Genomic DNA, 21,351 nt, shown 5'->3' on the forward strand with positions numbered 1-21,351 from the left:
AAACGGCGCGGACCTCCGCGCCGTTTCCTTTTGGGCCCGCGTTTGCAGGCCCTGAACACGCTCCGGGTAAACTGCGCCGCATGAGCGCTTCCCCCTACGACGTGAACGCCCTCCGCCACGCGGCCGGCGAGATCATCACCAACGTGCGCGAACTCGCCGCCGCGGGCTGGACGCCGGCCACCAGCAGCAACTTCTCGCGCCGCCTCGACGAACGCCACGCGGCGATCACCGTGTCCGGCCGCGACAAGGGCAAGCTGACCGAGAACGACATCATGGTCGTGGACTGGGACGGAAAGGCCGTCGGCAGCGACCACCGCCCGTCCGCGGAAACCTTGCTGCACACGCAGCTCTACGCGCGCTATCCCGACATCGGCTGCGTGCTGCACACGCATTCGCAGAACCAGACCATCGCTTCGCGCCTGTATTCGGGCAAGGGCGTGGTCAAGCTGGACGGCTACGAATTGCTCAAGGCCTTCCGCGGCAACGAAACGCACGAGACCGAAGTGCTCGTGCCCGTGCTGCCCAACTCGCAGGACATGCACACGCTGGCCGCGCAGGTCGATGCCCTGCTCGACCGCCAGCCGATGTGGGGATACCTGATCGACGGCCACGGCATGTACGCCTGGGGCCGCGACATGCCCGAAGCGCGCCGCCACCTGGAAGCCTTCGAATTCCTGCTGGGCTGCGAACTGGAACTGAGGAAGCTGCAACGATGAGCCGCCTGCGCATCTTCGAGGAAGACCACCCCGACCAGCCCGTCGTCGTCGCGCGCACGCACGCCGACATCGCGCGCGAACTCGCGCCGATCCACGTGGGCTTCGAACAATGGGAAGCCGCGCAGCCAATCGCGCCGGGCGACCCGCACGAGAAGATCTTCGCCGCGTACAAGGCCGACATCGATCGCCTCGTCGCCGAGCGCGGCTTCAAGACCGTCGACGTGGTGAGCATCGCGCCGGACAACCCGAAGCGCGAGGAAATGCGCACCAAGTTCCTCGAGGAACACTTCCACAAGGAAGACGAAGTGCGGTTCTTCGTGGCGGGCTCGGGCCTGTTCACGCTGCACGTCGAAGGGCGCGTCTACGAACTGCTGTGCGAATCCGGCGACCTCGTCGCGGTGCCGGATGGCATGACGCACTGGTTCGACATGGGGCCGGAGCCGAGCTTCGTGGCGATCCGCTTCTTCACCGAGCCGGATGGCTGGGTCGGGCATTTCACCGGCAAGGACATCGCGCAGAAGTTCCCGCGCTACGAAACCGGGCAAGCGCGCGAATGAGCCAGGCCATGAAGCCGCTGATCCTGACGGACATCGAAGGCACGACCAGCAGCATTTCCTTCGTGCGCGACGTGCTGTTCCCGTATGCGCGGCGCGCGTTGCCGGGCTTCGTGCGACAACACGGCCGCGATCCCCACGTGCGCCGCTGGCTCGACCAGGTGGCCACCGAGAACGGCGGCGTGTGCAGCGACGACATGATCGTGGAGATGCTGCAGGGCTGGATCGACCAGGACCGCAAGCACACCGCGCTCAAGGCGCTGCAAGGCCTGGTGTGGGAAGCGGGTTACGAGAATGCGGACTTCACCGCGCCGGTGTATCCGGATGCGGCGAAGCAGTTGCGCGCCTGGCATGCAGCGGGGTTTCCGCTCGCGGTGTATTCGTCCGGGTCGGTGCCGGCGCAGAAGCTGTTGTTCGGGCATACCGATGCGGGCGACATGACCGGGGTGTTTGAAGGCTGGTTCGACACGGCCGTCGGGCACAAGCGCGATGCGGAGAGTTACCGGCGGATCGCGGCGGAGGTGCAGCGCGCGCCCGGCGACATCGTGTTCCTGTCGGACGTGGTCGAAGAACTCGACGCCGCTCGCGACGCGGGCCTGCGCACGGTGCTGGTCGATCGCCGCGAGGATTACGACACGCCGCGCACCGGCGACGCGACGAATGGGCACCAGCGCGTGGACTCCTTCGCGGACATCACGCCCTAGTTCGCGACGTCGTCCAGGCGGTAGGACGTCGTCGCCGTCACCTCGCCCCGCCACGGATCGAACGCGCGCACTTCCACGCGATGTTCGCCGGCGTCCAGCTTCGTCGGCAGCGCGCCGCGCCACAGGTGCGTCGACGGCGTCGCCTCCGGCGAGCGGTCGAACCCGCGCAGCGACGTCGCCTGGTCGTCCCGCACGTTCTCTTCGACGAGCCGCGGATCCGGCTGCGCCACGCGCACCATCGGCTTCCACGCGCCACCATCCACACGGAATTCCACGCGCGTGTCGCTTTGTCCCATGAACACGTTCGCGTACACGCCCCACGCGGGATACGCGCCGCGACGCAGCACCTTCGGCGCATGCAGCGCCATCGCGCTGTCGGCCGGATCGCGCGCGGGATGCCACGCCAGCGCGTAGTCACCGCCGCGTTTCACCTCGAGCGTCGCGAAGCCGTTCGGCGTGCCGTCGCTCATCGTCGCGTCGGGAATCCCCGCCGCATCCTTCACCCCAGACCAGTACGCCCCGCACGCCGCGCCCACGTTGTATTCGTGCAGCGGCTGCGTGCCATGCCAGCCGTCGGCGGCCGTGTGCACGAACTGGCGCTGCTCGTGCGTGTGCGCGCTGAGCAGCAGCACGTGCGGGAACGGCTGCAGCAGCCCGAACAGGCGTTCGCGGTCCGCGGCCCGGAAGGTTTCGGCGCCATGCGCATCGTCGGTCTGGAAGAACGGGATGTGCGCCGCGACGATCAGCAAGCGATCGCGCGACGCCGTCGCGAGCCACGCCTGCAGGAACGCGAACTGCTCCTCCCGCAGCCCGCCGACGTACGCAGGCGACTGCCCCGGCAATGCGATCACATCGTCGAGCACCACGACATTCGCCTGCGCCTCTTCCCACGCGAACGTATCCGGCCCGAACGCCTGGTGGAACGCCTGCAGCGAGCGCACGTCGTCCGCGGGCTTCGCATCGATGTCGTGGTTGCCCGGCGCATGCAGCCACGGCACGCCGAGCTGCGCGGTGGCGGCCTGCACGGCTGGATACAGCGCGGTGTTGTTGTCGACGATGTCGCCGAGCGTGAGGCCGAAGGTCGCGCCCTGCGCGCGCGGCCTGGCGGACGCCACGATGTCGCGGGCGTAATAGTCGACGTCGGTCATCGTCTTCGGCTGCGGGTCGCCGAACAGCACCGCGTGCAGCGTGTCGCCGCCGGGCGCCTTGCGATGCAACGCGAAGTCGCCGCAGCCGCTGCGCCAGAAGTCCGGCATCCCGTTCGCGCGCATCGGTACCGCGTACTCCGCGGGCTTGATGACGAAGACCTCGCGGCCGGGCGTGCGGGCCATCGCGTAACGTCCGGACGCGTCGGTCGCGACGACCTGCGTCCCGTCGGAGACGTGCACGCCGGCGATGCCGGCGTGGGTGGTGGCGTCCTGGACCCGGCCCGTACAGCGCTCGGCGGCGCCGGCGAAACCGGGGATGGCAAGGACGGCGAAGCACGCAACATGCAATCGGAATCGGGTCATGCGCGGATTATGAAGCCCCGCCGCTAGCGCGCGCGCATCGCCAGCGTTCGCGCGACGTCGGCCCAGCCCAGTCCGCGCGCCCGCAGCAGCACCAGCAAGTGGAAGACCAGGTCCGCGGATTCGCCCAGCAACGCCGCATCGTCCTGGACCACGCCCGCGAGCGCCGTCTCCACGCCCTCCTCGCCCACCTTCTGCGCGATGCCGCGCACGCCGCCCTCGAACAGGCGCGTGGTGTAGCTGTCCGCCGGGCGTTCGCGTTCGCGGGCGGCGACGCGCGCATCGAGCGCCGCGATCGTGTCCGCAGGCGCCGACGGGAAACAACTGGCGCGCCCGAGATGGCAGGTGGGCCCCTGCGGTCGTGCGAGCACCAGCAGCGTGTCGCTGTCGCAATCGGCCTGGATCGACACCAGCGCCAGCGTGTGGCCGGACGTCTCGCCTTTCGTCCATTGCGTCCCGCGGCTGCGGCTGAAGAAGGTGACCTGCCCCGTCGCCTGCGTCGTGGCCAGCGCGGTGCGGTCCATGTAGCCGAGCATCAGCACGCGCAGGGTATCGGCGTCCTGCACGATCGCGGGGACCAGGCCGCCCTGCTTGTCCGCGGACAGGCGGTCGAAGTCGATCGTGCTCATGCGACGCGCACCGGGATGCCTTGCGCCTCCAGGCTGCGCTTGAGGACGGCGATGTCGATCGCGCCGGAATGGAACACGCTCGCCGCCAGCGCGCCATCGACATCGGCCTCGCGGAAGGCGGCCAGGAAATGCGCATCGCTGCCCGCGCCCCCCGACGCGATCATCGGGACGTCGCACACCGCCCGCGCCGCGCGCAATTGCGCCAGATCGTAGCCATCGCGCGTGCCGTCGTGGCCCATGCAGTTGAGGACGATCTCGCCCGCGCCGAGCGCCTGCGCTGCCACGATCCAGTCCAGCGTGCGCCGGCCCGGGGCGCGCATCGCCGCAGGATCGCCCGCGTGGCTGCGCACGCGCCACTGCCCGTCGGCCTCGCGCGTGCTGTCGATTCCGACGACGACGCATTGCGTTCCGAAGGCTTCCGCCAGTTCGCCGATCAGCGCGGGGCGTTCGAGCGCCGGCGTGTTCACCGAGATCTTGTCCGCGCCGGCATGCAACAGGCCGCGTGCAGTGGCCACGTCACGCACGCCGCCCGCCACGCAAAAAGGGATGTCGAGCTCGCGCGCCACGCGTTCGACCCACGTAGGGCAGACACTGCGACCGCGCGGGCTGGCGCCGATGTCGTAGAACACCAGTTCGTCCGCGCCCGCATCGCGGTAGCGCCGGGCCAGGGTGACCACGTCGCCCACGTCGACATGGTCGCGGAAGCGCACGCCTTTCACGACGCGCCCGTCGCGCACGTCCAGGCACGGGATGATGCGACGGCTCAGCATGCGAGGGCCTGCGCCAGGTCGAGGCGACCTTCCAGCAACGCGCGTCCGAGCACTGCGCCCGCGCAACCGGCGGCGCGTGCAGCGCGCAGGTCGGCGAGGTCGCGCACACCGCCGGAGGCCTGCAGCGCAACCCCGGGGGCGCGCGCGCGCAATTCGGCATAGAGCGCCGTGTTGGGCCCGGACAGCATGCCGTCGCGGGCGATGTCCGTGCACAGCAGATGGCGCAGGCCGCGCGCGATGAAATCGTCGACGCACGCGTCGAGGCCCTGCGCCGCGTCGGCCGTCCAGCCGCGCACGGCCGGCCGCCAACGCCCCTGGTCGTCGAGGCGCACGTCCAATGCAATCGTGATCGCGTCGGCGCCGAATTCCGCCAGCCATTCGCCCACGCATGCCGGCTCCTCCACCGCCAGCGATCCCACCACGACGCGCGCCGCACCGGCGTCGCGCATGCGGGCCACGTCCTGCCGCGTGCGCACGCCGCCCCCGGTCTGCACCTGCAGGCGGCCGTCGGCGACGATGCGCGCGAGCAGCGGCAGCAACGTGTACCCGCCGATGCGTGCGGCATCCAGGTCGACCAGGTGCAACCAGCGCGCGCCCGCATCGGCGAAGGCCATCGCGCGCGCGAAGGGATCCTCGTCGTAGCGGGTTTCCCGTGCGTAGTCGCCCTGGCGCAGGCGGACGACGCGCCCGCCACGCACGTCGATCGCGGGATAGCAGGTGAAACTCATGCGACCTCCTTGGCGATGGCAGAGCCCGCGCGGAGGGAAAGAAAATTGCGGAGCACCTGCGCACCGAACGTCGCGGACCGCTCCGGATGGAACTGCGCGCCGCAGACGTGCCCGCGCCGCACCATCGCGGCGAACGTGTCGCCATGCGTGGCCGTGGCGATGCAATCCTCCGTCACGGGCGCGGCGAAGCCATGCACGAAGTAGGCCTGTGCGCCGGGCACGGCCTCGTCCAGCAACGGATCGGCGCTGCGGGCGTCCACGCGATTCCAGCCCATGTGCGGCACGCGCACGCCGGGCGCGCCACGCAATGCGCGCACGCGCCCGGGCAACAGGCCCAGGCATGCCTCGCCGCTTTCATCGGACGCCTCGAACAACAACTGCATGCCGAGGCAGATGCCGAACAAGGGCACGTCGATCGCGTTCAATGCAGGCACGAACCCGCGCTGCGCCAGCAAGCGCATCGCCGGTCCGGCCGCGCCCACGCCGGGCAGGATCACGCGCGCCGCGCCACGCAGGGCATCGGCATCGCGCGCGATGCGCACCTGCGCACCCAGGCGCTCCAGGGCATACGACACCGACCCCAGGTTCGCGCCGCCCGCATCGATCAGTGCGACGACCCCGCTCACAGCACGCCCTTCGTCGTCGGCAACGCCACGCCTTCGCGACGCAACGCTTGCCGTAACGCGCGACCGACGACCTTGAAGCAGGCTTCCACCTTGTGGTGGTCGTTCTCGCCGCGCAGCAGTTGCAGGTGCAGGTTGAGGCCCGCGCCTTCGCACAACGAACGGAAGAAGTGCGGGACGAGCTCGGTCGGAAGATCGCCCACCCGTTCGCGCGCGAACGCGCCGTCGAACACGAACACGGCGCGGCCCGACCAATCCAGCGCGGCCATCGCCAGCGCCTCGTCCATCGGCAGCATGAACCCGTAGCGTGCGAGGCCGCGCTTGTCGCCCACCGCCTCGCGCAAGGCCTGGCCCAAGGCGAGCGCGGTGTCCTCCACCGTGTGGTGTTCGTCGACACGCAGGTCGCCGTCGCACCGCAGCGTCAGGCCGAACCCACCGTGCTTCCCCAGTTGCTCGAGCATGTGGTCGAAGAAGCCCAAGCCGGTAGCGACGATGGGGTCGCGCGGCGCGTCGAGGTCCACGTCGACGGTGATGCGGGTTTCGCGCGTGTGGCGTTCGACGCGGGCCGTGCGCGCCGACGCCAACAGGGCATCGGCCACGCCGGCCCACGTTGCATCGCCGCCGAATTGCGCGGTCCGCAACTGGAAGCCGCGCACGCCGAGGTTCTTCGCGAATTGCACATCTGTGTCGCGATCCCCGACGACGGCCGAACGCGCCCAGTCGATCGAGCGATCGCGCAACAGCGGCGTGACCAACCCGAGGGCAGGCTTGCGCGTCGGTGCGTTGTCCGCGGGGAAACTGCGATCGATCAGGACATCGCGGAACACGATCCCCTGGCTCGCCAGGACTTGCAGCAGCAATGCGTGCGGACCTGCGAACGCCGCTTCCGGGAACGCATCGGTGCCCAGGCCGTCCTGGTTGGTGACCATGACGAACGCGTAGCCGGCCTCGCGCAGGCGCAGGAGCGCGGGGATGCAACCGGCGACCAGCCGCAGCTTCTCGAAGGCGTCCACCTGGAAATCGGCGGGCTCCTCGATCAGCGTGCCGTCGCGGTCGATGAACAGGATCGGCGTCATGCGGCGCCTCCGCGCAGCGCAAGGAGCAGGCGCGCGTTGTCCGCGCCGGTGCCGACGGTGATGCGCAACGCATCGTCCAGTCGCGGTTGCGCGCGCATGTCGCGCACGACGATGCCGGCATCGAGCAGGCGGTGGAAGGCGGCGCCCGCGGCGTCGGGCGTGTCGAAGCGCACGAGCAGGAAGTTCGCTTGCGACGGATGCACGCGACGCACGCCGGGGACCGTGGACAACGCGCTGCGCAAGGCATCGCGCGCATGGCGCGTCGCGACGATCCTCGCGCGGGTGGCCGCCAGTGCATTCGGACGCAGCGCCGCCAATGCGCACGCCGCACTTGGCGCGGACACCGGATACGGCGCCTGGCACCGCCGCAACGCCGCGACCAGCTGCGGATCGCCGATCACGCAGCCGATGCGCGCCCCTGCGAGCGCGTGCGCTTTCGACAGCGTGCGCAGGACCGCGAGGTTGCGCCTGCCCTGCACTTCGCCGGTGAGCGAAAGCTGGTCGGCGTATTCGATGTAGGCCTCGTCGACCACGACGATGGCGCGGCCCGCCAGGCGCTGCGCGAGCGCGAGCACCTCGCCCGCCGGCAGGGGGCCACCCGCGGGATTGCCGGGCGAGCACAGGAAGACGAGCTTGGCGCGTTGCGCGATGGCCGCATCGCCCACGGCTGCGAAGTCGACGCGGAAATCGTCGGCCTCCTCAAGCAATGGCACGTCAACCAGGCGCGCGCCCTGCAAGCGCGCGCAGACCGCGTACATGCCGAACACGGGCGGCGTGGCGAGCACGGCGTCGCGGCCCGGCACGCAGAAGGCGCGCACCAGCAAGTCGATCGCCTCGTCGCTGCCGCGGCCCACGAGCAGTTGCGACGGTGCGCAGGCATACAGCGCCGCGAGCGCATCGACCAGGGCTTCCGCCTGCGGCGCGGGGTAACGACGCAAGGCATCGTCGTCGTCTTCGTCCGCGCGCGTGCAGGCCTCGTTCGCGTTGAGCCACACCTGTCCCTGCGACGCTTCCATCCGCGCCGAGCGATAGCCCGCGAAGCCGCGCAGGTCTTCACGCAGCAGCAGCACGGGGTCGTCGCGCTCGACGCGGCTCACGCGGTCGCCTCCAGGCGCACGCCGACCGCACGCGCATGCGCTTCGAGCCCTTCGGCGCGCGCGAGGATCATCGCGGTGCCGCCGATGGCCGACAGGCCCGCGGGATCGACGCATTGCACGGTGATCGCGGTCTGGAAACTGGCGACCGACAACCCGCTGATCGCACGCGCGGCACCGCCCGTGGGCAGCACGTGGTTGGTGCCGCTGCAGTAATCGCCGATCGCCTCGGGCGAGAAGTCGCCGAGGAAGACCGAGCCCGCGGCCCGCACGCGCGGTAACCAGGCGCGCGGCGTGCGCACCGCGAGGATGAGGTGTTCGGGGGCATAGGCGTTGCTGACGTCGAAGGCATCGGCGAGCGCCTGCACCTGGATGGCGCGCGACTGCGCCAACGCCGCGCGCGCGATCGCACGTCGCGGCAAGGTGGCCAGTTGCGCCTGCAGCGCCGCTTCGACCGCCTCGATCAGGGCCCCGTCGTCGCTCACCAGCAGCACCTGCGAATCGCGGCCGTGTTCGGCCTGCGACAACAGGTCGGCGGCCACGAAGCGCGGATCGGCGCCGCCGTCGGCGATGACCAGCACTTCCGATGGACCGGCGGGCATGTCGATCGCCGGACCATCGCCCTGCATCGACACGATGCGCTTGGCTTCGGTGACATACGCGTTACCTGGCCCGAACACCTTGTCGCAGCGCGGAATCGATTCGGTGCCGAAGGCCATCGCCGCGATCGCCTGCGCGCCCCCGACCTTGAACACGCGCGCGATGCCGCAGCGTTGCGCGGCGACCAGCAGCACGGGGTCGACCGCGCCGTCCTTGCCCGGTGGCGTGCACAGGATCGTGTCGGTGCAACCGGCGAGCTGCGCGGGAATGCCGAGCATCAGCACCGTCGAAGGCAGGGGTGCACTCCCCGCGGGGGCGTACAAGCCGACGCGCCCGATCGGACGCAACACGCGTTCGCAGCGCACGCCCGGTGCGGTGTCGACGGCGTAAGGCGCTGCCATGCCGGCGCGGTGGAAGGTTTCGATGCGACGCGCGGCATCGTCGATGGCCGCTTGCACGTCCGCGTCGACATCGCCCATCGCACGCGCGAATTCGGCCTCGCCCACGGCGAAGTCGTCGATCGTCACGTCGTCGAACTGCAACGTCAGCGCGCGCAGCGCCGCGTCGCCCCGGGCGCGAACATCGGCGAGGATGCGCTCCACCGACGCGTGCACTTCAACGCAAGCCGACTGCGCGGGCCTGCGCAGCACGTCCGCACGCGCGCGCGCATCCAGCGTGTTCCAGTCGATGCGCTGCCACCCTGCCCCGCTCACGCCAGCATCCTCTCGACCGGCAGCACCAGCAACGCGTCGGCGCCTGCGCGCTTGAGGTCTTCCAGGCGTTGCCATGTCATCGCGCCGCGGCACAGCGCCTGCAACGCGACGCGATCGCTGCCGTCCACGCGCAGGACCGTCGGGCGTTCGGCGTCGGGCAACAACTGCATCAGCGCCGGCACGTCGATGGAATCGGCCTGGAACATCAGCAGCTTGCTGTCCTTCAGGCCGAGCACCGCGTCCAGGCGCCGCAGCAACAACGCGGCGAGTTCCGCGCGCACGTCGCCGAAGGGCGCGATCGGTCCGGCGAGCACCGCTTCGCTCTGCAACAGCGTTTCGGTCGCCTTGAGGTGGTTGGCGGCGAGCGTGGCGCCGCTGGACACCAGGTCGCAGATCGCGTCGGCCTTGCCCAGGCGCGGCGCGATTTCCACGGAACCCGACAACGTCACGACCTCCGCGTCGATGCCCTGCGCGGCCAGCCACTGCGACAGCAACGCGGGGTAGCTCGTGGCGATGCGCTTGCCTGCCAAATCGCCCGCGGCGTCCCAGCGCCACTCGTCCGGCACCGCGATCGCGAGGCGACATCCGCCGAATCCGAGCGCACGCCATTCGCGATACGTCGCGGCGGCGCCCGTGCGTGCGCGCTCGCCGGCCTGTTCCAGCAGGACGTTGCGGCCGACGATGCCGAGGTCGCACGTGCCGTCGGCGATGAGGCCGGGGATGTCGTCGTCGCGCACGAGCAGCAAGTCGATGGGCAACGTTTCGCCGTAGCAGAACAGGCGGTCGCGGCTTTCGCGCCACGCCAGTCCGCAGGACGCGAGCAGCGCGCGCGCAGGCTCGCCGAGGCGACCGGATTTCTGGATGGCAATGCGCAGACGGTCGCGCACCGCCGGGACGGCGGACGGGGACATGGCGGGACCTTCAGTGGGAGGCGGCGGTGCGGCGCTGGCGGCGGATGGCGGCGTGGTAGCCACCGGTGCCGTGCTCGAGCGTGCGGGCCACGCGGCCGACGGTGGTGACGCTGACGCGCGTGCGGTCGTGGATCTCGCGGTACGGGACGCCCTGCAGCAGCAAGGGCACGACTTTCCAGCGATCGGCCATGGATTCCAGCTCGGCCGGCGTGCACAGGTCGATGAGGAACGCACGCACGTCCTCCGGCCTGGACAGGCTCGCGAGCGCGCGCGCCAGCCCGTCGAGGGCGGCGTCGGCTTCGGTGTCCGGCAGGGGATCGGGTCGTTGTTTCATCGTATTAATGTATTAACGCGTTGGCACAGTACGCAACGCGAACCCCCGGGTCAACCCCGCCCGCGAAAAAAATTTCAGGGATTCAGCGCGCCGCGGGCCGCATCGAGGACCAGGTTGTCCTCGACCAGGCGCACCGCGGCCTGCACATCGCCGTCGAGCGCACGATCGCGCGCAAGGAACGGCACGCGCGCGCGGATTGCCGCATGCGCCGCCGCCACCGCACGACCCGGGGCGAAATCCGCAGCGTTCGCGAGCTCAGTACGCAGGCCCTCGACTTCCGACAGGAAGGTCGCGCGGTCGTCAGCGTCCAGCGCCGGCCCGCCCTGCACTTTCCCCGCGAAGACCGCGACGTCGCCGTGGTCGGCGAGCGCGCGCGCCGCGTTGATCATGTCGCGGCGAAGGTCCAGTGCCTGCGCGGCGGTCATCAGTTCCAGCGCGAGCACCTTGCCCAGGTCGTCCGCCATCGCGAGCACGTGGCGTGCTTCGTTGGCGCCCATCGACACGTGGTCTTCGGCGTTGGCGCTGGTCGGGATCGAATACACCGACGCCGGCATCGCACGGCTGGTGAGGTCGTTGACGATCGCCGCGGCGGTGTACTGCACGATCATCAGGCCGGATTCGGTGCCGTCTTCGTTGCCGATCAGGAACGCCGGCAAGCCATCGTTCGTGGCGGGATCCACCAGCTTGTTGAGGCGGCGCTCGCTGATGGACGCCAGCACCGGGATCGCGGCTTTCACGTAGCTCATCGCCAGCGCGAGCGGCATGCCGTGGAAGTGGCCCGCGGAAATCACCTGCTGTTCGACGTGCTCGGCCTGCGCGTCGGGGAACACGAGCGGGTTGTCCGTCACCGAGTTGAGTTCGACATCGAGCACGCGGCGCGCCTGGTCCAGTGCATCGCGCACCGCGCCGTGCACCTGCGGCACGCAGCGCAGCGAGTAGCTGTCTTGCGGCTGGTGCTTCTTGCCGCCGCGGAACGGGCGGAAGCGCGCGTAGAACTTCTCTCGGCCGTGGCGCTGCGACGTCGGCACCCAATCCCAGGCGATGTCGAAGTTGTGCGCATCGGCTTCGGCGCCCGCCCACGCACCGGGCGTCCAGCCACGGAAGCGCGGCACGAGGTGGTAGGGAATGTCGGCGAGCGTGGACCCGGCGAGCAGTGCGCGCAGGTGCGTGGCGGCACGCACCTGGCCCGGATGCGGGCGCAGCGCGTGCACTTCTTCGGCGAACGCACCCAGCCGGCCGGCGAACGCATCGATCGTCATCGCCGCGGCGATGTCGGCCGTCTCCAGCAGGTCTTCGAGGCGATGCACGGCGAGCACGCCGGTGGCGAGCATCTGCGCGGTGCCGTTGTTGAGCGCGAGGCCTTCCTTGTAGGACAGCGTCACGGGTTGCAAGCCGGCGCGTGCCAGCGCTTCGCCGCCGGGCATGCGCTCGCCCTGGTAGAACGCTTCGCCGCCGCCCAGCAGGACGATGGCCAGGTGCGACAGCGGGGCAAGATCCCCGGACGCGCCCACCGAGCCCAACTGGGGCACGATCGGCACCACGCCCGCGTTGAGCAGCGCCGTCAACGCCTGCAAGGTTTCGACGCGGATGCCCGAGTGCCCGCGCAGCAGCGTGTTGATGCGGATGCACAGCATCGCGCGCACCACTTCCGGTGCGAACGGTTCGCCGACGCACACCGCGTGCGTCACGATCAGGTTGTCCTGCAATTCGCGGTGCAACGAGCGATGCGATGCGTTCGGTGCGCGCAGCGGATGGCCGCCGAGCAGCTTGTCGGCATTGCTGCCGAATCCGGTCGACACGCCGTAGATGGGTTCTTCGCGCGCGACCTGTTCGGCGAGGAAATCCGCGGCGCGCGCCACGGCCTTCAGCGCATCGGCGTCCAGGTCCACGGGCGCGCCGTGCGCGACTTCCACCAGCGTGCGCTGCGTGAGCGAGCGACCATCCAGGCGAACGGGCCTCATCGCGTCGTCTCCTGCACCACGTGGGCAGGCAGCGCGCGCAACTGTTCGCGTTCCACCTGCAAGGCCGACGCGAGGTCGGCTTCGGCGACTTCGAACTGTTCGCCGCGCCGCAGGTCCTTCACCGCCACCACGCCGCGCGCGACTTCATCCTCGCCGCGGATCGCGACGAAGCGGATGCCCGCGCGATCGGCGTACTGGAGCTGCTTGGCGAGCTTGCGCGGCTCCAGTTGCGTTTCGACATTCAGCCCGGCCGCGCGCAAACGTTGCGACACCGCCAGCGCATCCGGCAGCAACGCATCGTCCATCAGCGCGACGAGCACATCGACGGAGCTGTCGGCCGTGGACACCAGGCCCGCGTCCTGCAACTGGAAGAACAGGCGCGTCAAGCCGATCGAGATGCCGACGCCCGGCAGCTTCGACTTCGTGTAGTGACTCGCGAGATTGTCGTAGCGCCCGCCGGAACAGATGGAGCCGATCTGCGGATGCGCATCCAACGTGGTCTCGTAGACGATGCCGGTGTAGTAATCCAGGCCGCGCGCGATCGACAGGTTCAACGCGTAACGCGATTCCGGCACGCCGAGCGCCTGCAGCTGCGCGAGCACCGCGCGCAGTTCCGCGCGGCCTTCCTCGAACAACGGCGTGCCCGCGCCCAGCGCATCGAGCTTGGCCAGCGCATCGGCGTGGCCGCGCGAACGCACCTGCGAGAACGCCATCAGCGCATCGATCGCCGAGTCGCCGAGGCCGAAGCCTTCGCCCGCCAGCGTCGCGCGCACGGCCGCTTCGCCGCGCTTGTCGAGCTTGTCGAGTTCGCGCAACACGGCCAGCTGGTGGTCGCCGTCGATGCCCAGGCCTTCGAAGTAGCCGCGCAGCAACTTGCGGTGGTTGAACTGGATGGTGAAGTCGCCGATCGCCAGCCGCTCGAACACGGCCGCGATCACCGCCGGGATTTCCGCATCGAAGCGCGGCGACAGCGTGTCCTTGCCGATGACGTCGATGTCGCACTGGTAGAACTCGCGGAAGCGCCCGCGCTGCGCACGCTCGCCGCGATACACGCGCTGCATCTGGTAGCGGCGGAACGGGAACGCGAGGTCGTGTTCATGTTCGGCGACGTAGCGCGCCAGCGGCACCGTGAGGTCGAAGCGCAGCGCCAGCTCCGGGCGCCCGGCCTCGGCCTTCTCCAGCGCGCCGGTGGACTGGACGAAATAGACCTGGCGTTCGGTTTCGCCGCCCGACTTGGTGAGCAGCACCTCCGACAGCTCCATCACCGGCGTCTCCACCGGCAGGAACCCGAACTGTTCGAACGTCCCGCGGATGGTGTCGAGCATGCGCTGGAAGGCGATCTGGTCGCGCGGCAGCAGTTCCATGACCCCCGGCGGCGTGCGGGGCTTGATCGGCGTGCTCAATGCGTGGCTCCGGAAGGCTGAGGCCGGCCCCGTTCCGCGCCGGCGAAGGCCGCTAGTCTAACGGCCACACGTCCCGGGGCCTACGGAGTGCTTGCCTCGCACCCGCGTGGCTGGCTAGAATTCGCGGCTCTGCCGTCGGGGTGTAGCTCAGCCTGGTAGAGCGCTACGTTCGGGACGTAGAAGTCGCAGGTTCAAATCCTGTCTCCCCGACCAATCGATTCAAGCAAGCCGATCCAAGTGTTCCGACCAGGCCCGCCTCGCGCGGGCCTTTTCGTGTCTGCAAGCCTGCGTGGAGCAAGTGACCGCGCGGCGTGGCACTCTGCGCGACGTCGGCGCTTCCCGCCGCCTTCCGGACTGGAGCGCTTGCATGGACCGCATCGTGTTCGTTGGCGTGCTGGCGGTCTGGCTTGCGGGGTGTTCGGGCCCGGCGCCCGCGCCGCCGCCCGCGGCCGAACCCGGGATCACGCCGATCGTGGGGCGCAGTGCCGCCACGAATATCGCGATGAACCTCCACGTCCAGAAACTGATTCGCGAGGGCAAACTGGACGAGGCGCTTTCGGACCTGGAATCGACCCTTCCCGGCCACCTCGCCCTCATGCATTGGGCCGAGCCCGTGATGCCCGCGAGCGACGTCTATTTCCGCCTCCGCGACCGCGACCTGCGCAGCCTGAAGCAGCATTGGCTGGAACATCCCCCCTACTTCGTCCCCGACGAACTCATCGCCTACATCGACGCCGCGTGCGCGCGCCTCGGAGACTGCGTGCAAGGCAGCATCCGCCCGCTCCACACCCAAGCCGACATGGACGCCGACATCGCGCGCGCTGCCAACACGCGAAGCGCATCGCCGCCGGCACAGTCGAGACCAGACGCCATACGGCACGTGCCCGACTGACGCCTTCCCTCACTTCTCCGGATGCGCGAAATGCTGCGGCCGCGCCGGCGGAATCTCGGGCGACATGATCGAGAAGGACGATTCCACCGCCAGTTGCGTCTGGTAGTAGTACTTCCCCGTCGGCTTGCCGTCGGCCATGAAATCGATGCGCACGCGGCGCGGTTCGCCGATCACGTAGATCTCCTTGCCGAGGAGGATCTGTTCCGGCCCGGGGCCGAAGTTGATGCGCCAGTCTTCCTGCACTTCCGGCGAGATCGACAGCGACAGGTTGCGCGGGTCGCGATAGTCGAGCTCGGAACTCAGGTACTGGATGCCCGCGCTGCGGCCCTGCGATTTCACCTGCATGCGGTACACGCCGAACAGGCCGTCGCGGTCGCCGCGTTCGCCCGCTTCGGCCGCGCGCTGGATCGCGTCCGGCACCGAGCGCGCCGCCATGCGGCCCGTCAGGAACGCCTCGCGCGCGACGCCCTGCCCGTAGGGAAATGGACCGCACATGTCGATGTACGCGTCGACCGGGTCGCGCACCGTCTTCGCCGCCGCTTCGTACGTCGCTTCCGCGTCCGGTTCGTCCGCGCTCACCTGCATCGACCACAGGCGCGTGAGCGCAGCGCCCTCGGTCGCCTGCGCAATGCCGTAATCCATCAGCGCGCGGGCGCGCCGGGCTTCCTCGACGGCCGCCTTCGGGTTGTCGCGCGAACACAGCAGGAACTGCGCGAAGTTGCCGTGGTGCCAGGCGTTGTCGCCCGCGTAGGCCATGGCGTCGCGGTAGATGCGCTCGGCGGTGTCCGCGTCGCCCTTCCAACGGTACGCCTGGATGCGGCATTGGTCGGCGGCCAGCCGTTGGCCCGCGCTGAGGTCCTTGCGCGTGGCGGCGATGTCGCACTCCTGCATCGCGTCCTGCCAGCGGTCCTGTTCGAGGCGGAGGTTGCCGCGGTTGATGCGCAACCAGGGATTGGCATCGCCGCCGCGCGCTTGCGCGCGCGCGAGTGCGGCGTCGGCGTCGTCCAGGCGCCCCATGTTCGTGAGGAGATGGCCGCGCAGCACATCGACGTTCGGATCTTGCGGCGCGAGTTTCCCGGCGCGGTCCAGCGCGTCCGCGGCGCGTTCGAAGGTGCCGTGCGCGAACGTGTCGCCACTGATGTAGCCGGCCTTGAGGTAGTAGCGCGCGTACTGGATCCAGGCGTCCGACGAATCGGGATGCGCCGCCAGCCAGGCATCGAGCGCGGCGGGCACGTCCTGGATCGAACCGCCCATGCCGCCCGATTCGTCCAGGCGCGCGGTGATGCGTTCGAGGGACTGCGGTTCGGTCGTGGCTTGCGCCGAACAGGCGCACAGCATCGCGCCCAGCACCCATGGCATTCCTTGCTTCATCGTCGATTCCCCTGCGTCCTGCGGCGGACGGGGGAATGATGCCGCTTTGCCGGGGGGCGTTAAACCCCGGCGCACGCCCCTGCATCCGACTTGCGGGCCGTCCGCCCTGGCGAAGGAAGGAAACCGATCGATGCGTGGAGTGAATGGACGTTTTGCGCTGGCGCTCGCCGCCGCGACCCTGGTGGCCTCCGTCGCGTGCATCGCGGCGCCCGCGCAGGCCACGGACCCGCAGCCCGACGCGGATTTCCTGTTCGTCGGCAGCTTCCACATGAACAACCCGGGCCGCGACGTGCACAACACGCACGCCGACGACGTGCTCAGTGCCAAGCGCCAACGCGAGATCGCCGAGGTCGCACGCCTGATCGCGCGGTTCAAGCCGACGAAGATCATGGTGGAAGCCGACACCACGTCGCAGGCGAAACTGGATCAATCGTTCGCGCAGTCGTGCCAAGGCAAGCGCCCGCTGACGCGCAACGAAACCGAGCAACTCGGCTTCCGCATTGCGTGCGACCAGAAACTGAAGGGCGTGGTGGCCGTCGACTGGAACGACATGGGCCCGATCAAGGACGAGGCGAGCGTCGATTTCCCGGCCGCCATCGAGCGCCATGGCCAGCAGGCGCAATACGAACGCGACAAGGCGATCGGCAAGGCTGTGAACGACGTGGACCAGCACACGCTCGACACCGGCACGATCGGCGACATGCTGCTGCGGCTCAATTCACCCGAATGGCTGCGCGCGAATGCGCAGGCCTACTTCCGCATCGGCCTTTACGGCACCGAGGAAGATGCGATCGGCCGGAACTGGGACATGCTCTGGTACGGCCGCAACCTCACGATCTTCAACAACATCGTGCGCCGCACCGAACCCGGTGACCGCGTGCTGGTGCTCTACGGCGCGGGCCACGGCAACTGGTTGCGCCAGCTGGCGACCGATTCGGGCAAGTACCGCGTGGAAGACACGCAGCGCTGGCTGAAGGACGACGCGCCGACGCAGTGAGGTCGCCTGCGCCTCAGCGTGTCGCTTCCGGCTTGTCGCCCGCCCACAGGATCGACTGCGGCGCATCCACCCGCATGCGGGTCGCGTAGGTGGCCGGCGTGCCGCCCGTGTCGATCCGGATGCGGTGCGGTTCGCCGATGACGCGGATCTCCTGGCCCATCAACGCCTTGTCCGCGCTGGTGCCGTAGGTCTTGCGCCATTGGGCCTGCACATCGTCGGTCACCCACAACGTCAGGCCGTCGGCACCGCGTGCGTCCGGCGCCGAGCCGAGCATCAGGACATCGCCTTCGCGCGCCTGCGACTGCACGCGCATGCGGTAGACGCCGAGCAGGTTCGAATTGTCGCGGTGCTCCTCGGCATACATCGCGGCGCTGATCGCATCCACCTCCGACGCATCGGGCAACACGCCGGCCTTGATGGCCTTGCGCACCAGGTCGCGCGTTGCCGGGCTTTCGTAGCAGGCCGACAGGTAGGCTTCGACCGGTTGCGGCGAGAGCTTGCTCGCTGCATCGAACGTGGCCGCTGCGACCGTGCTTGCGCCCTCGGCGAGCTGCATCGACCACGCGCGCACCTGCGCGGCTGCCTCCGTCTTGCGCGCGATGCCGTAGTCCATCAGCGCGCGTGCGCGCCGCACTTCGACCAGCGCCGACTTCGGATCGTCGCGTTCGCACAACAGGAATTGCGCGAAGTTGCCATGCAGCCAGGCGTCATCGTCGGCGTACAGGAGCTGCTGGCGGAACAAGTGCTCCGTCATGGCCAGGTCGCCTTGCGCCCAGTACGCATCGCGACGGCATTCGTCGGCGACCAGGCGCTGCAGCGGGCTCAGGTTCTTGCGCGCCGCGACGTTGTCGCAATCGCGCTTGGCATCGGTGGTGCGGCCCTGGTGCTGGTGGAACTCGGCGCGATACAGGCGGAACCACGGGCTGGCGTCGGCGCCGTGCTGTTCGGCGCGCGCGAAGATCGTTTCGGCATCGTCCGTCCAGCCCAGCAGGTCGACGACGTGGCCGCGGACGGTATCGATGTCCGGATCACCCGGCGCGAGTTTCTCGGCGCGATCGAGCGCGTTGTAGGCCGCGACGAGTGCATCGTCCTCGTAGACGCGACCGTAGCGATGTCCGGACTTGAGGTGGTACCGGGCGTACTGGATCCAGGCCTCGGCCGAGTCCGGATGCTGCTTGAGCCAGGCATCCAGCGCTGCGGGGATGCCTTCCAGCGATCTGCCGGCGCCGCCGGGGACATCCATGCGGGCCGTGATGCTGGCGAGGGATTCGATGGGTGGGGGCGGTTCGACCGCCGTGCATGCACACACCATGCTGGCCAGCAGCCAGCCGATCGCCTGCTTCATGCCCGACTCCCCTGCGTCCTCATCCGGGACGCGAGGGAATCATGCCGCAGTTCTCAGCCCTTCGAGCGCTTGCCACCGGCGGACGGACGCGCCGGCTGGGTGCTCGCCTGGTTCGGGGCGCCGTCGAGCTTCTTGAGGGTGTGGGTCACGCCCAGCACTTCGATCTTGCCGCCGGCCTTGCGGAAGGCGTCGATGTCCTCGGCGATGCGCTCGCGCGTGACCTGGCTGGTCGAGGAGGTCTGCTTGCGCGTGAACAGGTGCTTGGTGTCGCGGCCGTTGCGGCTGTCGGCGGCGGCGCCCGGGGCGGGCGGCGTTGCGGCGGCGGCGCCGGGCTTGGTGGACTTGCTCGCGGTCATGCGGATCTCCGGTGGGTCAATGCAGGATGAGTTCGATGCCGCGTGCGCGCCGTTCCGTGTAATCGGTGCGGATCGCGCGGCAATACGGGCCATCCATGGCGAATCGGCGACAGACCTCGGGACGGCCTTCGTAGATCGAGCAGCACATGCGCGCGCCATCGAGGGCCACGCACCAGCCCTCCTCGTCGCGCGCCATGACGGTCAGGCCGTCGCGCTCCTCGAGCAGGTGTCCGGGGATGCGATCCTCGGGCTGGACCACCACGGTGAGACGGCAGCAGACCGCATCGCAGTGGGCACAATCGGCGGCGACACCCGTGTCGGGGGCGTCGAGGTAGGTATCCGGGTGGGGGGTCGACATCCGACGGCAGGCACAGGTCCGCGAGGGAGCTGCACGGAGGCTCGGATGCACGGCGCCAGGAAGGCAGCCGAGTGCCGCGGCATTCTACACCCGCAAGGCCGCCTTCACGGCCGGACGGGATGAACCATCGCCAGGGAAGCGGGCTTCCCCGGCGATGGAGGGTCGCTCAGCGGACCCGGGTCCGGAACTGCTGGTCGGGGCTGGGAGCATGGCAGCCCCACAGGCCGACGCGATTGCGGTCTTCCACGATCAGGTCGAGGCAGCGATGGGCGCCGGACAGCATGCTGCGGATCGTCCCGTCGTTCGCCACGCCCCACTGCTGCTCCACGTAAGGCGAGCACGGCCTGGCGCGGACATGCGCCCCCTGCCGGACAAAGGGAAAGCCCTCCACCTGCAGGCACAGCCCGCCCACCAGGATCCGGCCGTGGCGGAAGGTGAAGCGCTGGTTCGCACCACCGTGGCAGGGCCACGTGATCAGGTTGCCGCCGTTGCGCACGCCGCCTTCGATGTCCAGGCATTGACCGTTGTTGGCGCTTACCATCAACCGGTTGGTGCGGTTGACCTGCACGACGGAATGGATCAGGCCCGAACCGGGGAAGTCGGCCGCGACGATGCCGGCGTACTGGATGTGCGCGTTGTTGTTGAGGTAATGCTTCGTGAGCGTGTTGGTGCCTTCGAAGTAGATGGTGCAGAACCACAGCAGGCACGCACCGCGAGGGAAGTCGGGCCAGTCGTTGAAGAACGGCGTCGCCTTGCCCGTCACCAGGGCGGGCGCCCCCGTGCGCGGATCGCTGTGCCCGCTGGCGACGAAATACGGGAACGCACCGCCCGAGCCCGACAGGAAATTGATGAAGGGCGTGACGGCCTGGCCGTTGGTGTTGAAATGGTTCGCGTGGTTGATGTGGGCCTTCACCTTCTCCCACTTTCCGTACAAGTCCCAGTTCGTGCGGAGGTGGAACGCGTCCTGTCGTTCCAGGTGCTCCCTGAAGCCGATTCCCTCGAACGGGTCGCGGTCCGTGACGGTGTAGTTCCGCAGCATCACCATTTTCCCGCGCAGCGATCCCAGCGGCGCGTTCTCCTTCGCGCCAATGGCGAAGTGGTGTTTGTAGTTGAAGTAGTAGTTGTAGATCGTCTCCCGGAACGAACGCGTATTGCCCGCCGCGGTGTGTTCGTCGTCCTTGACGCGGACCAGCACGGTCTCGGTCGGGTTTTCTCGCAGGAACCGCACGACGGCGTTCAACGCATCGTCCAGCTTCTGGTGCTGGTAGAAGGCACCGTGGTGCAGGTACAGATTGTTGCGGTAGTGCCGCGTGCGCAGGTCCAAAAACCGGATCCCCGCATTGAGCTGCTGCGGGATCGTCAACGTCTGGTTCTCGACGATCCACCCGCCGTGACGCGCGGCGGACCCATGCGTCCCCGGGAGGGTGATCATGCTGAGCGGCGTCTTGTCGTCGAGCGTCGCCATCCAGCGGCTTTGCAAGGGGAGGTCGTCGTAGTCGTGGTAGTAGGCGTTGTCCCAGTGGGCGGCGGCCTGCCCGACGGGCAGGCACGCCAGGCACGACAACGCCAGCGCGGCGCCGGCATGGCGCATCGAAAGTCGGAACATGTGGGCACTCCAGGGCAGACGCGGAATGCGTCGCGGCGCGCACCTTAGGCGGTGGCGCACCTCGCACCGAGGAGAATGTTCGCTGCTTCGCAGCAGGCTTTT

General features: G+C 69.2%; 22 protein-coding genes and 1 tRNA gene. 6 read left to right on the top strand and 17 right to left on the bottom strand.

Going from position 1 to position 21,351, the window contains the following annotated elements:
* Positions 1-80: 80 nt before the first annotated feature.
* The 3 genes from LYSHEL_RS00495 to mtnC are packed head-to-tail and all read left to right on the top strand — an operon-like array spanning position 81 to position 1,974.
* Complete coding sequence (locus LYSHEL_RS00495) at positions 81-716, top strand: methylthioribulose 1-phosphate dehydratase (RefSeq protein ID WP_213435107.1); 636 nt, start codon at positions 81-83, stop codon at positions 714-716.
* Positions 713-1,273: a 1,2-dihydroxy-3-keto-5-methylthiopentene dioxygenase gene (locus LYSHEL_RS00500; protein WP_213435108.1), complete on the top strand. Its 561-nt coding sequence runs from the start codon at positions 713-715 to the stop codon at positions 1,271-1,273. The genes LYSHEL_RS00495 and LYSHEL_RS00500 overlap by 4 nt, the downstream gene beginning before the upstream one ends.
* Positions 1,274-1,281: 8 nt before the next feature.
* Positions 1,282-1,974, top strand: coding sequence for an acireductone synthase (gene mtnC, locus LYSHEL_RS00505; protein WP_213435109.1), 693 nt, complete (start codon positions 1,282-1,284; stop codon positions 1,972-1,974).
* Here mtnC and LYSHEL_RS00510 read toward each other — a convergent pair.
* The 12 genes from LYSHEL_RS00510 to hisS all read right to left on the bottom strand — a co-directional run bounded on the left by LYSHEL_RS00510 (position 1,971) and on the right by hisS (position 14,285).
* Positions 1,971-3,485, bottom strand: a complete 1,515-nt coding sequence (locus tag LYSHEL_RS00510) for a calcineurin-like phosphoesterase C-terminal domain-containing protein (protein ID WP_213435110.1) — start codon at positions 3,483-3,485, stop codon at positions 1,971-1,973. The two genes, mtnC and LYSHEL_RS00510, sit on opposite strands and share 4 nt — an antisense overlap.
* 23 nt (positions 3,486-3,508) lie before the next feature.
* Entirely contained in the window at positions 3,509-4,111 is a 603-nt protein-coding gene (hisIE, locus tag LYSHEL_RS00515; protein ID WP_213435111.1) for a bifunctional phosphoribosyl-AMP cyclohydrolase/phosphoribosyl-ATP diphosphatase HisIE, read from the bottom strand.
* Positions 4,108-4,881 carry an imidazole glycerol phosphate synthase subunit HisF gene (gene hisF, locus LYSHEL_RS00520; protein ID WP_213435112.1) on the bottom strand — a complete coding sequence of 258 codons (774 nt, stop codon included), beginning with the start codon at positions 4,879-4,881 and terminating at the stop codon, positions 4,108-4,110. The genes hisIE and hisF overlap by 4 nt, the downstream gene beginning before the upstream one ends.
* Positions 4,875-5,609 carry a 1-(5-phosphoribosyl)-5-[(5-phosphoribosylamino)methylideneamino]imidazole-4-carboxamide isomerase gene (locus LYSHEL_RS00525; RefSeq protein ID WP_213435113.1) on the bottom strand — a complete coding sequence of 245 codons (735 nt, stop codon included), beginning with the start codon at positions 5,607-5,609 and terminating at the stop codon, positions 4,875-4,877. The genes hisF and LYSHEL_RS00525 overlap by 7 nt, the downstream gene beginning before the upstream one ends.
* On the bottom strand, positions 5,606-6,235 hold the full coding sequence (gene hisH / locus LYSHEL_RS00530) for an imidazole glycerol phosphate synthase subunit HisH (RefSeq protein ID WP_213435114.1): 630 nt from the start codon (positions 6,233-6,235) through the stop codon (positions 5,606-5,608). Before hisH ends, LYSHEL_RS00525 begins: the two co-directional genes overlap by 4 nt.
* Positions 6,232-7,308, bottom strand: coding sequence for a bifunctional histidinol-phosphatase/imidazoleglycerol-phosphate dehydratase HisB (hisB, locus tag LYSHEL_RS00535; protein ID WP_213435115.1), 1,077 nt, complete (start codon positions 7,306-7,308; stop codon positions 6,232-6,234). Before hisB ends, hisH begins: the two co-directional genes overlap by 4 nt.
* The gene (hisC, locus tag LYSHEL_RS00540) at positions 7,305-8,405 is read right to left on the bottom strand and encodes a histidinol-phosphate transaminase (RefSeq protein WP_244858609.1); all 1,101 of its coding nucleotides are present in this window, start codon (positions 8,403-8,405) and stop codon (positions 7,305-7,307) included. Before hisC ends, hisB begins: the two co-directional genes overlap by 4 nt.
* Entirely contained in the window at positions 8,402-9,715 is a 1,314-nt protein-coding gene (gene hisD / locus LYSHEL_RS00545) for a histidinol dehydrogenase (protein ID WP_244858612.1), read from the bottom strand. Before hisD ends, hisC begins: the two co-directional genes overlap by 4 nt.
* Positions 9,712-10,626: an ATP phosphoribosyltransferase gene (gene hisG, locus LYSHEL_RS00550; RefSeq protein ID WP_213435118.1), complete on the bottom strand. Its 915-nt coding sequence runs from the start codon at positions 10,624-10,626 to the stop codon at positions 9,712-9,714. The genes hisD and hisG overlap by 4 nt, the downstream gene beginning before the upstream one ends.
* Positions 10,627-10,636: 10 nt before the next feature.
* Complete coding sequence (locus tag LYSHEL_RS00555; RefSeq protein WP_213435119.1) at positions 10,637-10,960, bottom strand: YerC/YecD family TrpR-related protein; 324 nt, start codon at positions 10,958-10,960, stop codon at positions 10,637-10,639.
* Positions 10,961-11,034: 74 nt separating this feature from the next.
* On the bottom strand, positions 11,035-12,921 hold the full coding sequence (locus LYSHEL_RS00560) for an HAL/PAL/TAL family ammonia-lyase (RefSeq protein ID WP_213435120.1): 1,887 nt from the start codon (positions 12,919-12,921) through the stop codon (positions 11,035-11,037).
* A complete protein-coding gene (hisS, locus tag LYSHEL_RS00565) occupies positions 12,918-14,285 on the bottom strand; it encodes a histidine--tRNA ligase (RefSeq protein ID WP_213437457.1) in 1,368 nt (455 codons plus the stop codon). The genes LYSHEL_RS00560 and hisS overlap by 4 nt, the downstream gene beginning before the upstream one ends.
* 175 nt (positions 14,286-14,460) lie before the next feature.
* On the opposite strand from hisS, the gene LYSHEL_RS00570 reads away from it, so the two are divergent.
* Together LYSHEL_RS00570 and LYSHEL_RS00575 are read left to right on the top strand one after the other, a co-directional pair.
* Positions 14,461-14,537: transfer RNA gene (locus tag LYSHEL_RS00570), tRNA-Pro, on the top strand.
* Positions 14,538-14,691: 154 nt separating this feature from the next.
* A complete protein-coding gene (locus LYSHEL_RS00575; RefSeq protein ID WP_213435121.1) occupies positions 14,692-15,216 on the top strand; it encodes a hypothetical protein in 525 nt (174 codons plus the stop codon).
* A 9-nt stretch (positions 15,217-15,225) separates the two neighbouring features.
* Here LYSHEL_RS00575 and LYSHEL_RS00580 read toward each other — a convergent pair whose 3' ends face one another.
* Complete coding sequence (locus tag LYSHEL_RS00580) at positions 15,226-16,587, bottom strand: tetratricopeptide repeat protein (RefSeq protein WP_213435122.1); 1,362 nt, start codon at positions 16,585-16,587, stop codon at positions 15,226-15,228.
* A 130-nt stretch (positions 16,588-16,717) separates the two neighbouring features.
* Between LYSHEL_RS00580 and LYSHEL_RS00585 the strand changes: the two genes are divergently transcribed.
* Entirely contained in the window at positions 16,718-17,584 is an 867-nt protein-coding gene (locus LYSHEL_RS00585; protein WP_213435123.1) for a DUF5694 domain-containing protein, read from the top strand.
* A 13-nt stretch (positions 17,585-17,597) separates the two neighbouring features.
* Here the strand turns inward: LYSHEL_RS00585 and LYSHEL_RS00590 are convergent, their stop codons facing one another.
* The 4 genes from LYSHEL_RS00590 to LYSHEL_RS00605 all read right to left on the bottom strand — a co-directional run bounded on the left by LYSHEL_RS00590 (position 17,598) and on the right by LYSHEL_RS00605 (position 21,249).
* Positions 17,598-18,929: a tetratricopeptide repeat protein gene (locus LYSHEL_RS00590; RefSeq protein WP_213435124.1), complete on the bottom strand. Its 1,332-nt coding sequence runs from the start codon at positions 18,927-18,929 to the stop codon at positions 17,598-17,600.
* A 53-nt stretch (positions 18,930-18,982) separates the two neighbouring features.
* Positions 18,983-19,285, bottom strand: a complete 303-nt coding sequence (locus LYSHEL_RS00595) for a hypothetical protein (protein ID WP_213437899.1) — start codon at positions 19,283-19,285, stop codon at positions 18,983-18,985.
* A 16-nt stretch (positions 19,286-19,301) separates the two neighbouring features.
* On the bottom strand, positions 19,302-19,643 hold the full coding sequence (locus LYSHEL_RS00600) for a YkgJ family cysteine cluster protein (protein ID WP_213435125.1): 342 nt from the start codon (positions 19,641-19,643) through the stop codon (positions 19,302-19,304).
* Positions 19,644-19,809: 166 nt separating this feature from the next.
* The gene (locus LYSHEL_RS00605) at positions 19,810-21,249 is read right to left on the bottom strand and encodes a phosphatidylinositol-specific phospholipase C domain-containing protein (RefSeq protein ID WP_213435126.1); all 1,440 of its coding nucleotides are present in this window, start codon (positions 21,247-21,249) and stop codon (positions 19,810-19,812) included.
* Positions 21,250-21,351: the final 102 nt, after the last annotated feature.

Source organism: Lysobacter helvus, from assembly GCF_018406645.1.
Taxonomy (GTDB): Bacteria; Pseudomonadota; Gammaproteobacteria; order Xanthomonadales; family Xanthomonadaceae; genus Noviluteimonas; species Noviluteimonas caseinilytica.

Excerpts from the sequence above, each read along its gene's own strand:
- LYSHEL_RS00560 (WP_213435120.1), bottom strand. The coding sequence starts at position 12,921 with ATGAGGCCCGTTCGCCTGGATGGTCGCTCGCTCACGCAGCGCACGCTG.
- LYSHEL_RS00500 (WP_213435108.1), top strand. The coding sequence starts at position 713 with ATGAGCCGCCTGCGCATCTTCGAGGAAGACCACCCCGACCAGCCCGTC.
- LYSHEL_RS00580 (WP_213435122.1), bottom strand. The coding sequence starts at position 16,587 with ATGAAGCAAGGAATGCCATGGGTGCTGGGCGCGATGCTGTGCGCCTGT.
- hisG (WP_213435118.1), bottom strand. The coding sequence starts at position 10,626 with ATGTCCCCGTCCGCCGTCCCGGCGGTGCGCGACCGTCTGCGCATTGCC.
- hisF (WP_213435112.1), bottom strand. The coding sequence starts at position 4,881 with ATGCTGAGCCGTCGCATCATCCCGTGCCTGGACGTGCGCGACGGGCGC.
- LYSHEL_RS00575 (WP_213435121.1), top strand. The coding sequence starts at position 14,692 with ATGGACCGCATCGTGTTCGTTGGCGTGCTGGCGGTCTGGCTTGCGGGG.
- LYSHEL_RS00605 (WP_213435126.1), bottom strand. The coding sequence starts at position 21,249 with ATGTTCCGACTTTCGATGCGCCATGCCGGCGCCGCGCTGGCGTTGTCG.
- LYSHEL_RS00495 (WP_213435107.1), top strand. The coding sequence starts at position 81 with ATGAGCGCTTCCCCCTACGACGTGAACGCCCTCCGCCACGCGGCCGGC.
- mtnC (WP_213435109.1), top strand. The coding sequence starts at position 1,282 with ATGAAGCCGCTGATCCTGACGGACATCGAAGGCACGACCAGCAGCATT.
- LYSHEL_RS00525 (WP_213435113.1), bottom strand. The coding sequence starts at position 5,609 with ATGAGTTTCACCTGCTATCCCGCGATCGACGTGCGTGGCGGGCGCGTC.
- LYSHEL_RS00590 (WP_213435124.1), bottom strand. The coding sequence starts at position 18,929 with ATGAAGCAGGCGATCGGCTGGCTGCTGGCCAGCATGGTGTGTGCATGC.
- LYSHEL_RS00595 (WP_213437899.1), bottom strand. The coding sequence starts at position 19,285 with ATGACCGCGAGCAAGTCCACCAAGCCCGGCGCCGCCGCCGCAACGCCG.
- LYSHEL_RS00600 (WP_213435125.1), bottom strand. The coding sequence starts at position 19,643 with ATGTCGACCCCCCACCCGGATACCTACCTCGACGCCCCCGACACGGGT.
- hisIE (WP_213435111.1), bottom strand. The coding sequence starts at position 4,111 with ATGAGCACGATCGACTTCGACCGCCTGTCCGCGGACAAGCAGGGCGGC.
- hisB (WP_213435115.1), bottom strand. The coding sequence starts at position 7,308 with ATGACGCCGATCCTGTTCATCGACCGCGACGGCACGCTGATCGAGGAG.
- hisS (WP_213437457.1), bottom strand. The coding sequence starts at position 14,285 with ATGGAACTGCTGCCGCGCGACCAGATCGCCTTCCAGCGCATGCTCGAC.
- LYSHEL_RS00585 (WP_213435123.1), top strand. The coding sequence starts at position 16,718 with ATGCGTGGAGTGAATGGACGTTTTGCGCTGGCGCTCGCCGCCGCGACC.
- LYSHEL_RS00555 (WP_213435119.1), bottom strand. The coding sequence starts at position 10,960 with ATGAAACAACGACCCGATCCCCTGCCGGACACCGAAGCCGACGCCGCC.
- LYSHEL_RS00510 (WP_213435110.1), bottom strand. The coding sequence starts at position 3,485 with ATGACCCGATTCCGATTGCATGTTGCGTGCTTCGCCGTCCTTGCCATC.